This window comes from Flavobacterium saccharophilum, from assembly GCF_900142735.1.
GTDB lineage: Bacteria > Bacteroidota > Bacteroidia > Flavobacteriales > Flavobacteriaceae > Flavobacterium > Flavobacterium saccharophilum.
Map to the genome: position 1 here is coordinate 34,336 of NZ_FRBY01000003.1, position 14,481 is coordinate 48,816.

General features: G+C 32.4%; 12 protein-coding genes and 1 other RNA gene. 7 read left to right on the forward strand and 6 right to left on the reverse strand.

Going from position 1 to position 14,481, the window contains the following annotated elements; all coding sequences use genetic code 11:
- Positions 1 to 234: 234 nt before the first annotated feature.
- The 3 genes from BUA98_RS10135 (at position 235) to BUA98_RS10145 (ending at position 3,624) form a co-directional block, all read left to right on the forward strand.
- On the forward strand, positions 235 to 1,287 hold the full coding sequence (locus BUA98_RS10135) for a sensor histidine kinase (RefSeq protein WP_072972000.1): 1,053 nt from the start codon (positions 235 to 237) through the stop codon (positions 1,285 to 1,287).
- Positions 1,277 to 1,978: a LytR/AlgR family response regulator transcription factor gene (locus tag BUA98_RS10140; protein ID WP_072972006.1), complete on the forward strand. Its 702-nt coding sequence runs from the start codon at positions 1,277 to 1,279 to the stop codon at positions 1,976 to 1,978. The genes BUA98_RS10135 and BUA98_RS10140 overlap by 11 nt, the downstream gene beginning before the upstream one ends.
- Positions 1,979 to 2,154: 176 nt before the next feature.
- Positions 2,155 to 3,624, forward strand: a complete 1,470-nt coding sequence (locus tag BUA98_RS10145; protein WP_072972009.1) for an MFS transporter — start codon at positions 2,155 to 2,157, stop codon at positions 3,622 to 3,624.
- A 94-nt stretch (positions 3,625 to 3,718) separates the two neighbouring features.
- On the opposite strand, the gene BUA98_RS10150 is transcribed toward BUA98_RS10145, so the two are convergent.
- The 4 genes from BUA98_RS10150 to ffs form a co-directional block, all read right to left on the reverse strand.
- A complete protein-coding gene (locus BUA98_RS10150; protein WP_072972012.1) occupies positions 3,719 to 4,213 on the reverse strand; it encodes a hypothetical protein in 495 nt (164 codons plus the stop codon).
- Positions 4,214 to 4,301: 88 nt separating this feature from the next.
- Positions 4,302 to 4,958: a fructose-6-phosphate aldolase gene (fsa, locus tag BUA98_RS10155; RefSeq protein ID WP_029273133.1), complete on the reverse strand. Its 657-nt coding sequence runs from the start codon at positions 4,956 to 4,958 to the stop codon at positions 4,302 to 4,304.
- Positions 4,959 to 5,148: 190 nt separating this feature from the next.
- Complete coding sequence (locus BUA98_RS10160) at positions 5,149 to 5,952, reverse strand: SDR family oxidoreductase (RefSeq protein ID WP_072972015.1); 804 nt, start codon at positions 5,950 to 5,952, stop codon at positions 5,149 to 5,151.
- A gap of 157 nt (positions 5,953 to 6,109) precedes the next feature.
- Positions 6,110 to 6,207: signal recognition particle sRNA small type (ffs, locus tag BUA98_RS10165), an RNA gene on the reverse strand.
- 88 nt (positions 6,208 to 6,295) lie between these two features.
- On the opposite strand from ffs, the gene BUA98_RS10170 reads away from it, so the two are divergent.
- Both BUA98_RS10170 and hutI read left to right on the forward strand, forming a co-directional pair.
- Entirely contained in the window at positions 6,296 to 7,345 is a 1,050-nt protein-coding gene (locus tag BUA98_RS10170) for a glutaminyl-peptide cyclotransferase (RefSeq protein WP_072972017.1), read from the forward strand.
- A gap of 119 nt (positions 7,346 to 7,464) precedes the next feature.
- Positions 7,465 to 8,703, forward strand: coding sequence for an imidazolonepropionase (gene hutI, locus BUA98_RS10175; RefSeq protein WP_072972020.1), 1,239 nt, complete (start codon positions 7,465 to 7,467; stop codon positions 8,701 to 8,703).
- Between the two features lie 82 nt (positions 8,704 to 8,785).
- Here hutI and BUA98_RS10180 read toward each other — a convergent pair whose 3' ends face one another.
- On the reverse strand, positions 8,786 to 9,664 hold the full coding sequence (locus tag BUA98_RS10180; RefSeq protein ID WP_072972025.1) for a hypothetical protein: 879 nt from the start codon (positions 9,662 to 9,664) through the stop codon (positions 8,786 to 8,788).
- Between the two features lie 97 nt (positions 9,665 to 9,761).
- Between BUA98_RS10180 and BUA98_RS10185 the strand changes: the two genes are divergently transcribed.
- Together BUA98_RS10185 and BUA98_RS10190 are read left to right on the forward strand one after the other, a co-directional pair.
- Complete coding sequence (locus tag BUA98_RS10185) at positions 9,762 to 10,799, forward strand: formimidoylglutamase (RefSeq protein WP_072972028.1); 1,038 nt, start codon at positions 9,762 to 9,764, stop codon at positions 10,797 to 10,799.
- A 135-nt stretch (positions 10,800 to 10,934) separates the two neighbouring features.
- A complete protein-coding gene (locus tag BUA98_RS10190) occupies positions 10,935 to 12,185 on the forward strand; it encodes a DEAD/DEAH box helicase (RefSeq protein ID WP_072972031.1) in 1,251 nt (416 codons plus the stop codon).
- On the opposite strand, the gene BUA98_RS10195 is transcribed toward BUA98_RS10190, so the two are convergent.
- Positions 12,182 to 14,359 (reverse strand): response regulator, encoded by a 2,178-nt coding sequence (locus tag BUA98_RS10195; protein WP_244279190.1) that lies wholly within the window; start codon positions 14,357 to 14,359, stop codon positions 12,182 to 12,184. The two genes, BUA98_RS10190 and BUA98_RS10195, sit on opposite strands and share 4 nt — an antisense overlap.
- Between the last annotated feature and the right edge of the window lie 122 nt (positions 14,360 to 14,481).

The window sequence follows — 14,481 nt, forward strand, 5'->3', positions numbered from 1 at the left end:
ATTCTTAAGGTATTGTTAAAAAAAATAAATTATACAAACAGCTTTATTTTTTAAACAAACGACATAAAACAATCAATAATGCGTTTTCCGAAAACGTTTTCCTATGAAAATATTACGCCTTTTTAAGTTTTTATTGTTTTTTTCTTTAAAAGAATTGCGTTTTACCAACTAATTGTTTAAAGTTGCACTATATTTAAGAATAGTTAAAAAAGAGTTAATACCTTAGCAATTAAATTGAACGAAATTCAAAAATTAAACTTTGACATAAAACTTCAAAATCACTTCTGGTTTTGGGGGAGCTACTTTACTTTAAACTTTTTACGATGGGGCGCTTACTTTAATGATTACCCCTATTCATTCAAATCAAACTTAGTTGAGTTCTCATTACACATTCCTTTAGTATATTTTAATCTCTTTGTTTTAGTCCCTCGTTATGTACTGAAACAGAAGTATATCACTTATACATTTTCTTTACTATTGAGTTTATTTGGAATTTATTTACTTAAAACGGCACTTACCTATTATATTATATCCGAAAATATCTGGCCTGAAGCTAATCGTGAATATCATCCTTTCGAAATCAATCATATTGTAGCGGTTTGTATTGGTGAGTTATATGTTTTAGCAATGGCCTCTTCTGTTTATCTAACTCTGACCTGGTTAAGGGAGCGAGAAAGAAACAGATCTTTACGCGAGAATCAGTTTAAGATCAAATTAAAATATCTTGAAAATCAGATTCAACCCCATTTCTTTTTTAACACTCTAAATAATTTATATGCTTTATCTCTGGAATCTTCAGACAAGGTTCCCGATGTAATTATTAAATTATCGAATTTGATGGAGTATGTTTTGTATGATGTAAAAGGAACCAAATTTGTTCCATTAATTAAAGAAATCGATTATATTCAAAATTATGTCGAAATTGAAAAGTTACGTTTTGAAAATGTAGAAGTTACAATCAATTTAGAATCGAATATTGAAGACATTGTAGTACCTCCGTTAATTTTTATTTCGCTGGTCGAAAATGCCTTTAAACACGGTGGGTTAAACAACAGAAACTTAAAAATTAAGATTAATTGTAAAGTTATTGACAATAAAATGTTAGATTTTGAAATCCTAAATAATTTTGTAATTTCACAAAATCTTAACTCAAAAGGAGGAATTGGATTAACCAATACTAAAAAGAGGTTGAAATTAATTTATAAAAATAATTTCAGTTTAAAACAAGTAACAAAATTAAATTACTATATAATCCGTTTGCAAATACCTATTCAAAATGAAGATTAAATGCGTGTTGGTTGATGATGAGCCATTAGCTATCAAAGTCTTGCAAAATTATTTCAGTAATTTTACTGATTTTGAAGTTATCGCTACTTTCAATAATTCTTTAGAAGCGCTTGACTTTATAAACGGTACACCTGTTGATGCTGTCTTTTTGGATATCAATATGCCAATGATGACAGGATTTGAATTAATTAGTCTCATTGAAAACAAAACCAAAGTAATTATTACAACTGCTTTCAGGGAATTCGCCGCTGAAAGTTATGATCTTGATGTTTTAGACTATTTAGTAAAACCTATTCCGCTTCCAAGATTTATAAAGTGTATTAATAAAATTACAACCGAATTTAATCTAAAAAACAATATTAAAGTAGAAACCACAAAAGGTGATTCTCATATTTTTATTAAGGTTGATAAAAAGATGATGAAAATTAATATTGAGGAGATTTTATTCATTGAGGGAATGAAGGAATATATAAAAGTTGTTACTCCCGATAAAACCTATATTACCCATAAATCCTTAACTTCATTGTCTGAAGAATTGCCTGCAGATCGCTTTCTTCGCATCCACAAATCCTACGTTATTGCACTAAACAAAGTTAAATCTATTGAAGGAAACCGTGTCCAGATACAATCTTATACTATTCCGATTGGAAGAAACTACAGTAAAGATGTAAAAACTAAAATTCTGGAATAAATATCATTTCATTTCTCATTTTCTAACACGGTAAAAATTAACACATTGTTGAAAAAATGATGTTGTTGGTTTAAATTTAACATTATTTGTGCCTTTTTATTTTTTTTTGATATACTTAACAAATATATTTACGGTCTTCAAAAAACAATAAATTAAAAATTAACCTTATTACAATTATGAGTTCAGAAAATGTGCAAACCAAATGGGGGCAATTTATCTCATTGATAATCGTCTTCTTCTTTTGGGGTTTTGTTGGATCTGCCAACGATATCTTAATTCCGGTATTTAAAAAAGTATTTACTTTATCTCAGGTCCAATCACAGCTAGTTGCATGGGCTTTCTACGTTTCTTACTTTGTAGGATCGATAATCTTCTTTTTAGTTTCTTTAAAAGTAGATGTTTTACAAAAGTTTGGATATAAAAAAACACTTTCAGCAGGTTTGATTCTTTCTGCAGTAGGTTCATTTTTATTCATTCCAGCCGCTACAATGGAAAGTTTTCCTTTTTTCTTAACAGCTTTATTTACTGTTGGTTTAGGATTTTCAATTCAACAAATTGTAGCCAATCCTTTAGCGATTAAAATGGGAAGCCCTGCAACAGGAGCGCACCGTTTAACGTTAGCAGGAGGTATTAACTCTTTTGGAACAACTATTGGAGCTATCTTATTAGGGATCGCCTTATTTGGGATGGGAGATGACAAGAAAACTTCACTTTCATTAGAAGATATCAAATTACCATTTATCATCTTAGGTCTTGCTTTTATATTAGTAGCTATTTTCATGAACTTCTCTAAAATTGAAGATCCTGCAAAAGAGGAGGAAGAAGTAGTTAAAGTAGCACACGAAAAATTCAACATTTTAGATTACCCACAACTATATTTGGGAATGTTAGGTATCTTTATCTATGTTGGAACTGAGGTAACTATCATCAGTAACTTACCAGCTTTGTTGCATACTGCTGAATTTGGTAACGTTTTAGAAGATGCCATTGCACCATTTATTGCCCTTTATTGGGGAAGTTTAATGATTGGCCGTTGGAATGGTGGAGTAAACGTTTTCAACACATCAAACCTTGTAAATACTGCCCTTAAATTCATCGTTCCTGCTATAGCTTTTGGAGTAATTATTGGTGCTAATATTTTTGCCGGACATGATGTTTCTTCATTTTACATCTATCCAATTTGGATCTTGCTATTTATCGCTGTAAGTTTTGTGGGGGGTAAAAATGCCGGAAAAACTTTAATGCTTTTTGGCATATCAGGTGTATTAATGATGTTGATTGGCTTGGTTTGTCCAGATCCTTCTATTGCAAAATTCTTCTTTATTTCTGGAGGTTTATTCTTATCTATCATGTGGCCTTCTATCTTCGATTTAGCCATTGCAGGTTTAGGAAAAAACACTGGAAAAGCCTCTTCATTTTTAATTATGATGATTCTTGGAGGAGGGGTTATTCCTTTAGTTCAGGGAAGTATTTGTGATATTGATCTAACAAGTCCAGAAGGTATTTTCGGAATCACGTGGACACATTTCTCTTATATCGTTCCATTAATTGGTTTTGCATACTTAGGATTCTACGGATACTACTGTCCTAAAATTTTAAAAAGACAAGGAATCAATCACGTTGAAGGTGGCGGCGGAGGTCATTAAAACATAAAAATAAAACATAAAAAAATCCCAAATTTCAATTTTTACTAATTGAGATTTGGGATTTTTTTTAGCTTAATACGCAGTCAATTGTATTCTATTTTTCCGTCATGATGTTACTCAGATTCTTTTTAAAAATCGCCTTATTTTGCTCTGATAATGTATAAACCACATCTTTATCAGCATGAACAATAATTTTAGCTATATTAGCTTCTAAAAGCGCTTTAGGATCTTTAATTTTTAGTGTACAGGCACCATCAAAGAATCCATCATCTTCAATTGTCTTTCTTGCCTCAATTACAGTTCCATCATTTAAAACAGCTGAAATTGTCATTTCTTTATTCAAAGTTTTAGAATAAAAACCATCCATTACCAACAATAAGCGGTACGAATTTTTCATCTCTGGACCTTTGAACTCGTGGCGTGTAATATTATATCTCAGCCCTTTTGCGAGTGTCTGAAACTTTACCGTACAGTCTAATTCAAAAGTGGCGACATCACCCGCCTCATTTACTGATTTCAAAACCCTCGCTTGTGCATTTACCTGCAAACCAGCTACTAAAAACAAAAACATTACTAGTACTTTTTTCATATGTAGGTTATTTTTAAGAATAAAAATATAAAAAAAATCGCCACCTTTCACAAGAAAGATGGCGATTCTATGTAATGTTTAAATCGTATTACTTATTTCCTTTTTCGAAATCAGCAACAAACTGAGCTAAACCAATATCTGTTAACGGGTGTTTCAATAATCCTGCAATTGCAGAAAGTGGACCTGTCATAACATCTGCACCAATTTTAGCACAGTTGACAATATGCATTGTATGACGTACAGAAGCTGCTAAAATTTGAGTTTCGTATCCGTAATTATCATAAATTAATCTAATCTCTTCGATTAAATTCAAACCATCTGTAGAAATATCATCTAAACGACCAATAAAAGGAGAAACATATGTCGCACCTGCTTTTGCAGCCAATAAAGCTTGTCCGGCAGAAAACACAAGTGTTACGTTTGTTTTAATTCCTTTATCCGAAAAATATTTTGCAGCCATTACACCTTCTTTTGTCATAGGTAATTTCACTACGATTTGGTCGTGCAATTCAGCTAATTCTTCACCTTCTTTGATCATTCCGTCATAATCCAACGCATTTACTTCAGCACTTACATCACCTTCTACAAGATTACAGATGTCAACATAATGCTTCAAAATGTTGTTTTTCCCGGTAATACCTTCTTTTGCCATCAATGACGGATTAGTTGTTACACCATCTAAAACACCTAATGCTTGTGCTTCTTTAATTTGCGCTAAATTAGCTGTATCAATAAAAAATTTCATAATATATTTAAATTAATTGTGTTGAGTATTTTGGGCGTGACCCAATCCCGATAACTATCGGGAGGACTTTCGGCTATATCTTTCGCTCCGTTTCACTTCACAAAAAGATACCGCCTCAAATATATTCACCGAACCCCTATAAACAATAAAAGTTAAGTGAAGTAATCCTTCACGCAAGTTCGGTGCAAAATTACAACTTATAATGATTCATTAACATTTTTTCATAAACTTTATCCGGTAGAGCACGTTTTAACACGATCGAAAATTTCTGCATAAAGACACCAACTTTGTAATGTACTTTTGGGTTTTTCTGCTGCATAATTTTAAAAATCGCCTCTGCCATTTCATTCGGATTACTGCCTGCATCAACATGATCATTCATCGTTGCAAGCGTATCTCCATAAACTTTCTCATAAGCAGATCCCTCAATAACAGGCGCATGATAACGCCCTGAAGCAATATTTGTAGCAAAATCACCTGGCGCCACATTGGTAATATCAATTCCAAAAGATTTTACTTCCATTCGCAAAGCTTCAGTAATTAATTCCAAAGCTCCTTTTGAGGCAGAATAAACACTTCTGTAAGGCAATCCCATATAACCTGCAATTGACGTTATATTAATAATCAAACCCGATTTTTGCTCACGCATTTGTGGCAAAACAGCTTTCATTACTTCGATCGGTCCAAAAAAATTAGTCTCAAAATTGTTTTTGATTTCTTCCATCGGAATTTCTTCTAATGGACCTGTAATTCCAACACCTGCATTATTAATTACAACATCTAATCGTCCGGAAACTTCAATAATCTTTGCAACAGCAGAATGAATCGATTCTGTATTACGTACATCTAAAGTCAATAATGGAAAAATAGAATTAAGAACTTTTTCAGGATTTCTACTCGTTCCGTAAACAACGAAACCTTTTTTATGCAAAAATTCTCCAATAGATTTTCCAATCCCTGAGGATCCTCCGGTAATTAAAACGACTTTACTCATTTTGAAAAGTTATGTATTATGGGGTTATACGTTATGAGTTGAAGCAGATAAGTTAAATTTTTACCGTTTAACAAATAACTTCTAACTTCTGAAAGGTCCAAAAATAAAAAAATCCTCCCGAAGGAAGACTACTTTTGTTTTAAATCTAAAAAATAAAAAATGGCAAGCGACCTACATCGCACCGCTCAACCACGTACCCTTGCTATGTTCCCATCCTGGGGGAGTCTGCAGGAGCTGGTCGTGTAGGACTTGCCGGTGCAAATATACAATCTTTTTATATTTTTGCAAGAGCTTTGTTGCTATAAAAATATCGTCGTATATTGGCTTATTCAAATTTTTAACTATGAAAAAATATAACTTCCTAACTGTCATTTTATTAGGAATCACATTAATTGGATGTGGAGATAAAAATAAAGGTGAAAATTCTTTTTTTACTATCGATGATTCTGCTTTTCCAGCACATTTTCTGCCTCAAGAAGCCGTTTCGATCACCATTTTAAATCCAAATGCAAAGGAAATTGATAGCATTGCTTACTTCGTTAACGACAAAAAAGTTGGAAGTACAAAAGATGCAGAAAAATTCAAATTTGAATTAAAAGATCAAAAACTAGGCTACCAATATTTAAAAGCTACTGTTTATTTTGGATCTGATTCGTCAGATGCAACCAAACGAATTGAATTAGTTTCTAACGTTGAGCCAAAATTATTAAATTATAAAATCGTCAATACTTATCCTCATGACACAAAAGCTTTTACTGAAGGTTTAGAATTTCATGACGGTGTTTTATTCGAAAGTACCGGTCAGGAAGGCGCATCCTACTTTAGATCATACGATTACAAAACCGGAAAAATATTCAATCAGGTAGATCTTCCTAAAAAATATTTTGGAGAAGGAATAACTTTTATTAATGGTAAAATCTACCAATTGTCATGGAGAGAAAAAACCGGTTTTATTTATGATGAAAAAACCTTAAAGCTAGAAAAAACCTTTACATATGACAAAGATATTGAAGGCTGGGGAATGACACATGACGACAAATACATCTACCACTCTGACGGAACAGAGAAAATCTGGAAAATGGATCCAAGTAATCAAAAACTAATTGATTACGTTAATGTGTACTCAGGTACTTCAAAAATAAAAGCCATTAACGAATTAGAATTAATCAACGGAAAATTCTATGTAAATGTTTGGCAAAAAGATGCTATTGCAGTTGTAAACCCAACTTCTGGGGCTGTTGAAGGAATTTTAAACATGTCAGGATTACGTAAATTTATCAAACATCCGGAAGCAGAGGTTTTAAACGGAATTGCCTATAATCCAGCAACAAAAACAATATTCGTAACTGGAAAATATTGGGAAAAAATGTTTGAAATAACAGTTTCAGAATAAATTAAAATAAACCCCAATATTTTAAATTCCAAATTCCAATTTTAAATACAAATTTCACAGATTTCACGAATTATTTAGTGTTAATTTGTGAAATTTGTGTTTTATAACAATATCAACATATGATTACTTTAATAACCAATATAAAAGAATTGCTTCAGGTACGTGAAACTTCAGTTTCTAAAGTTTCAGGAGCCGAAATGGCCATTCTTCCAACTATTAAAAATGCTTTTTTAATTTTAAAAGACAACTTGATTGAAGATTTTGGATCAATGGATAATCTTCCAGAAATCAAAGCAGATACCATTATTGATGCAACAGGGCGAATTATTTTACCTTCTTGGTGTGACAGCCATACGCATATTGTATACGCAGGAAATCGCGAACAGGAATTTGTTGACAGAATCAATGGTTTTACCTATGAGGAAATTGCCAACCGTGGTGGTGGAATTTTAAACTCGGCCAAAAAACTCAACGAAACTTCTGAAGAAGAAATTTACGACCAATCCAAACTTCGATTAGAAGAAGTCATGCACTTAGGAACCGGAGCTGTCGAGATAAAATCAGGTTACGGACTTACTACTGAAGGAGAATTAAAAATGCTGCGCGTTATTAAAAAACTGGCAGAAAATTATCCAATTGCAATTAAAGCCACTTTTTTAGGAGCACATGCTTTTCCAGTGCATTACAAGGAAAACAAGCAAGGCTATATTGATGAAATTATAACCAATATGCTTCCTGAAATCGCCCAAAACAAATTAGCTGATTATATTGATGTTTTTTGTGAAACAGGTTATTTTTCTATAGAAGAAACAGAAAAAATCATGGAAGCTGGAATTCAATTCGGTTTAACACCAAAAATCCATGTGAATCAATTCAATTCTATTGGAGGAATTCAGTCTGGAATCAAATTTAAAGCCCTTTCTGTCGATCATCTTGAAATTATGAACCCAGAAGACATTGAAGCCTTAAAAAACACTGAAACGATGCCTGTTGCTTTACCATCCTGTTCTTACTTTTTAAGCATTCCATATACGCCTGCCCGTGAAATGATAAAAGCAGGACTTCCTTTAGCCTTAGCAACAGACTTCAACCCTGGCTCTACTCCCTCGGGAAATATGAATTTTGTAGTTGCAACGGCTTGTATTAAAATGAAAATGACTCCGGAAGAAGCCATTAACGCAGCCACTATAAACGGCGCTTACGCAATGGGACTTTCTGAAACCCATGGAAGTATTACAAAAGGCAAAAAAGCCAATTTTATCCTGACAAAACCAATTTCGTCTTATTACCAGATTCCGTATGCGTTTGGCAGCAATTTAATTGAAAGCGTTTTTCTTGAAGGAGCAATTTTAAACTAATCAAAAAATATCCCAATAAAAAAAGGTCTGTGAAAAACTTCACAGACCTTTAATATTTTAGTGGTATTGTATCCCGCTGGGATTATCTTAAAGAGAAACTAGTTTTAGAAACTAACTCATCATTATCAAAAACATTGATAAAATAAGTTCCTTTTTCGAAATCTTTACCAATTAAGTCTTCAGAAACCTGAACCGTTTTATTTTCATATTTAACGGTAGTTTTAAAACTGTAAGTCAAAGTATTATCTCCAAAAGTCTCTGTTTTCTTATCTCCTAAAACATTGTTTTTACTGTCGATAACTTGTACATAATACGTTTTATCTCCAGATTTAGCGATTGAATTTTCAGCAATTGTAAAACTAACTTTTAATACGTCCGCACGGCTTGCTTTATCTGTTTCAACTTGTTTACCAGAACCTTTTACTTTGTAAGCAATAGTTTTAGTGTTTAAAACTGATAATTTAGAACCTTTTTCAACTGTTTTAGCTAGTTCTTCGTTTTGACCAACTAATACTTCGTTATACTTTTTAGACTCACCTAAAACCACAATAGTACTATCTCTTTGAACTGTCAAAACACCATTTTGTTTTTTCAATTCGTCGTTTTCAGCAACTAAAGTTTTCATTTTACCTTGCATTGCCTGAACCTGAGATCTGTATTTAGACACATCTCCTTTAGATTTATTCAAATCGTCCATCAACGCTACTACTTTATCTCTTTCCTGGATTAACTCATCAGACATTGATGTGTTTTCAGCGATAGCAGCATCATACGTTGCTTTCAATTCTTGCAAATCTTTCATAACAGATTCTTTCTCCGTCATGGTGGTTGTAAGTTCTGTCTTAACTACTTCTGTATCAGAAGACAATTTAAAAATATACACTAAGCTACCAATAAGTAGGACTGCTAAAACTGCGATTACCGCTTTTAGACTTGAGTTGTTGTTCTTTGGGTTTTCCATATTTAAATAATTTTCTTTAAAACAAATTTAAGAATTAATATATCCTAATAACGTAAGTTAATACAATTATATTATTTTTGGACAATAATTTTTTTTTATGGAGAAATTAATTCCTTTTACTGTTAATGATTTAGCAAAAGTCACAAATCACCGAAGTGGCGAAATAAAGTTTGGAGAGAAGATGATTGTTATTCCGAAAGGTGCTGACAAACTTGCTTTTCTAAAAGAAAGTGAGGCTAAATATGTACTTTTGGGAATTCCTGAAGATATTGGCGTGCGTGCAAACTACGGTAGACCCGGAGCGGCATCGGCATGGCAATCTGCCATAAAAAGTATTGCCAATATTCAGCATAATCGTTTTTGCAAAGGCAGCCAAATTATTGTTTTGGGCCAAATAAATGTTGCAGAAGAAATGCGTGACGTTGAGAATCTTGATTTTAATGACATAGACGACCGTTCCAAACTAAGTCAGTTAGTAGAGAAAATTGATAAGGAAGTTTCCCATATTATTTTCAACATTATAAAAGCAGGCAAAACACCAATTATTATAGGCGGAGGACATAATAATGCTTACGGAAATATAAAAGGTTCGGCTTTAGCCAAAGGAAAACCTATAAATGCCATTAATTTTGATGCCCATTCTGATTTTAGAATTTTAGAAGGGCGTCACAGCGGAAACGGTTTCTCTTATGCTTATGAAGAAGGTTTCCTGAAAAAATATTTCATTTTTGGGCTTCATGAAAATTATACATCGAAAAGCGTTCTTGATATTATTAAAAAATTAGAAGATCGTGTTCGCTATAATACTTATGATAGTGTAAACATTCGAAAAGAAAAGGAATTCAACAAAGAAATGATCATGGCTTTAGATTTCATCAAAAATGATTCTTTCGGTATTGAAATTGATTTGGATGCCATCCCAAATATCGCCAGTAGCGCTATGACTATAAGTGGTTTCTCTGTAGAAGAGTTAAGACAGTTTGTCTCTTTCTTTGGGCAACATAAAAATGCTGCCTATTTGCATATTTGCGAAGGAGCTCCGGATTTAGCTGATTCTCCAAATAACAATTTAATAGGAAAATTAATTGGCTATCTTGTAACCGATTTCATTAAGGCCAACAACGAAAAAATCTAATCTAAACTAAAATTTTCACCGCTGATAATTAATGAATTTCCCAAATAAACCCCAATTCAAATAAACGATTGGTCGAATAAACCTATCTTTGCACAGAATTTTAGTACTTTAAACTAAAATCTTAATACCTAAGATATGTTATTCGAAGATTTATCACTTTCAAAAAGTATACAAAAAGCCGTATTTGAAGAAGGCTACCTAAACCCCACACCTATTCAGGAACAATCTATTCCGATCGTTTTATCGGGAAGAGATTTAATTGGTTGTGCACAAACAGGTACAGGAAAAACAGCGGCATTTGCTATTCCAATTATACATCAGTTACACCGAATTGTAGGCTCATCAAAAAAAGCCAAACAAATTCGTGCTCTTATAGTTACACCTACACGTGAATTAGCGGTTCAAATTGGACAAAGTTTTGATACTTATGCTAAATACACGAACCTAACTCAATTGACCATTTTTGGAGGAGTTTCTCAAAATCCTCAGGTGGATACTTTAAAAAATGGTGTTGACATTCTGGTAGCAACACCAGGAAGATTATTAGACTTACAAAAACAAGGATTTCTTGATTTGGACCATTTACACACCTTGGTTTTAGATGAAGCTGATCAGATGTTGGATATGGGTTTTATAAACGATGTAAAAAAGATCGTAAAATTAACGCCTAAAAATCGTCAAACCTTATTGTTTTCTGCAACAATGCCAATTGCGATTCGCGAACTGGCCGAAATGTTCCTTCAGGATCCTGCAAAAGTAGAAGTTTCTCCTGTTTCATCAACTGCTGAAACTGTAGAGCAACGTGTTTATTTTGTTGAAAAAACAGAGAAAAGAAATTTATTATATCATTTAATAAAAAACGAAGACTTATCAAATGTATTGGTTTTTTCAAGAACCAAACATGGGGCAGATAATGTCGTAAAAGCACTTCGTAAGAAAGATATTCCTGCTGAAGCCATTCATGGTGACAAATCTCAAAATGCAAGACAACGTGTTTTGGATGCCTTTAAAAACAAAGAAGTTGGCGTTTTGGTTGCTACTGATATTGCGGCCAGAGGAATCGATATTGATCAATTACCCTATGTAATCAACTTTGATTTACCTAATATTCCTGAGACATACGTTCACCGAATTGGTAGAACCGGACGTGCAGGAAATGGCGGAATTGCTATTTCATTCTGTGGTAAAGATGAAGAACCCTACTGGAAAGATATTCAAAAATTGATAAAAGTAGACGTAAAAATAATTACGGATCATCCTTATCCATGGCATTCAGGAAGTCCTGAAGCAACGGCTGAAAAACCTAAAAATTCAAACCGAAGCGGCGGCGCTCATAAATCAAGAAAATCAAATGCTTCTAAGCAAAACAAAAAACGTTGGTATTAACCAACGTTTTTTGTTTCTTTTATTAAATAGCTTATAATTTTAAATAGCTTAATTGGCTCAAACGGTTTTACTATAATATCGTTTATTCCCGACGAAATAGCTTCATCTGTAATTTCATCCTTATCAAAAGCTGTTAGTGCCACAATCGGTGTTGTTATTCCCTTTAAACGAATTCTTTTAGTGGTTTCAAATCCGTTCATCAATGGCATATTAATATCCATTAAAATGAGATCAAAATCTTCTTTCTCAATAATATCCAGCGCACCAAAACCATCATCAACTACTTTGCATGCATAATTGTTTTTTTCGATAATCTTCTTTGTAACCAATTGGTTAATCAGATTATCTTCGACAATTAAGATTTTATAAACCTCACTTGATGTTAAATCCACCTCTATTTCATTGATGATTTTTTTCGTTTTTTGTGGGTCATATTCAAACGGAATTACAAACGAAAATGAAGTTCCTTCACCAATATTGCTTTCCAGATTAATTTTACTTCCAAACAATCCTAAAAGTCGCTTTACGATACTCAGCCCTAATCCAGTACCTTGATAATCCTCCTCCTTTCTTCCGACCTGAACAAATTTCTCAAAAATTTTGTTCTGATCAACAACTGCAATACCAACACCATTATCTTTAATATGGAACTCTAAAAAATAAAATTTCTCTTCTACTTTATTCAAATTCACAATAATTTCTACTTCTCCGTCTTTCGTAAATTTTAATGCATTACTAACCAAATTCATTAAAATTTGCGCCAGCCTTAATTTGTCCCCAATAAGATATTCGGGAATACACGGATCAATATAAACCTTGATTTTGTTATTATTTTTTTGAGAAAGAAAAGAAAGTGAATTTTTAATCATTGTAATTTCATCCGAAATATTGAATGTCAGATTTTCAAGGATAACTTTATTCTCTTCAATTTTATTAATCTGTAAAATATCATTTACTAAAGAAAGTAAGTATCGTGCAGAAAACTTTAAGGAACTTAAATGTTGACTTTGTGCCAATTCTTTATGCTCTTCAAGCAGCATATTTGTTATCCCCACAACACCATACAAGGGAGTACGCAATTCGTGGCTTATAGTCGAAATAAATTGTGTTTTAAGGAGAGAAGCTTCCTCTGCAACTTCTTTTGCTTGTAATAGCTCTAGATTATGTTTCTTTTTAAATCTGATATTCTTTATCAATGTAATTATCAAAACAAGAAGAATAAGAGAAACTAAAACAAAAAGTATTACAATGATTCTGGATTTTTTAAGACTTTGAGATTGCGAAATTTTTTCACTCTCAATTTTATCAATTTGCCTTTTGTATTCATCCAATTCCAGATTAAAACCAGCAATAGAAGCTTTTTTAAGCTTTTCCTGATTATACAATTCTTCTGTAATCTGATTATAGGTCGTTAGGTTATCATAAGCTTCTTTAAATTTCTTTGTTTTAGTTAAAAACTTTGAATATTCTAAATGTGCGTAAGACAAGTCTGATTTTTCATCACTGTTTTGTCCTGCAGCAATGGCAGATAAAAAATAAGCATTCGCTGTATCATTATTACTAAAATAACTTGAATACATTCCATTAAGCATATTTACGACGATCTCGGTAGATTCATCGCCATACTTTTCAATATTATTACCGACAAATTTCAAATAAGGATAACCCTCTTTAAATTTTCCGATATCAAAATAAGCCCAGGCAATATTAACATTCGTAAAATACACCTGACTCATATCATTAATCTTCAAACTGTAAGCTATTGATTTTTTATAATAGTCAATTCCTTTATCAAACTGTTTTTTTTCAAAACAAAATATATTTCCTAAATTATTATGAAGGCTATATTTAATAGAGTCGTTGTTTGTCTTATTTGCGTAATTCAAACTTTTATTATAGAAAAAAATAGCCTTATCAAACTCTGATAATTCATTATAATTACCAGCAATTATCTTATAAGACTTCGCAATTAAATAATTGTTTTTTGATGCCGTAGCATAGTTCAAAGCTACTCTTGAAGTAATTAGTGATTTTTCAAAATTTGCATCTTTAAAATCATCCCAAGCCTGCTGAACCAGTTTATTAATTTTAGCATCTGAGATAACTTCCGACTGCGCATTAGCTGAATTGACAAAGCAATTCAGAAACAACATAAGAAGGAAAAAAATCCGCATACGGGACATAGGTCGGCTAATTTTCTCAAATATACACTTAAAAATAAAAAAAAGCTGTATTTCCATTAAAAATACAGCTTTTCTTTATTTTTCTTATCCTCTTTAACCTTAACTAAATCAAG

Excerpts from the sequence above, each read along its gene's own strand:
- BUA98_RS10185 (WP_072972028.1), top strand. The coding sequence starts at position 9,762 with ATGGAGAAATTAATTCCTTTTACTGTTAATGATTTAGCAAAAGTCACA.
- BUA98_RS10180 (WP_072972025.1), bottom strand. The coding sequence starts at position 9,664 with ATGGAAAACCCAAAGAACAACAACTCAAGTCTAAAAGCGGTAATCGCA.
- fsa (WP_029273133.1), bottom strand. The coding sequence starts at position 4,958 with ATGAAATTTTTTATTGATACAGCTAATTTAGCGCAAATTAAAGAAGCA.
- BUA98_RS10195 (WP_244279190.1), bottom strand. The coding sequence starts at position 14,359 with ATGCGGATTTTTTTCCTTCTTATGTTGTTTCTGAATTGCTTTGTCAAT.
- BUA98_RS10190 (WP_072972031.1), top strand. The coding sequence starts at position 10,935 with ATGTTATTCGAAGATTTATCACTTTCAAAAAGTATACAAAAAGCCGTA.
- BUA98_RS10145 (WP_072972009.1), top strand. The coding sequence starts at position 2,155 with ATGAGTTCAGAAAATGTGCAAACCAAATGGGGGCAATTTATCTCATTG.
- BUA98_RS10140 (WP_072972006.1), top strand. The coding sequence starts at position 1,277 with ATGAAGATTAAATGCGTGTTGGTTGATGATGAGCCATTAGCTATCAAA.
- BUA98_RS10150 (WP_072972012.1), bottom strand. The coding sequence starts at position 4,213 with ATGAAAAAAGTACTAGTAATGTTTTTGTTTTTAGTAGCTGGTTTGCAG.
- BUA98_RS10170 (WP_072972017.1), top strand. The coding sequence starts at position 6,296 with ATGAAAAAATATAACTTCCTAACTGTCATTTTATTAGGAATCACATTA.
- BUA98_RS10160 (WP_072972015.1), bottom strand. The coding sequence starts at position 5,952 with ATGAGTAAAGTCGTTTTAATTACCGGAGGATCCTCAGGGATTGGAAAA.
- hutI (WP_072972020.1), top strand. The coding sequence starts at position 7,465 with ATGATTACTTTAATAACCAATATAAAAGAATTGCTTCAGGTACGTGAA.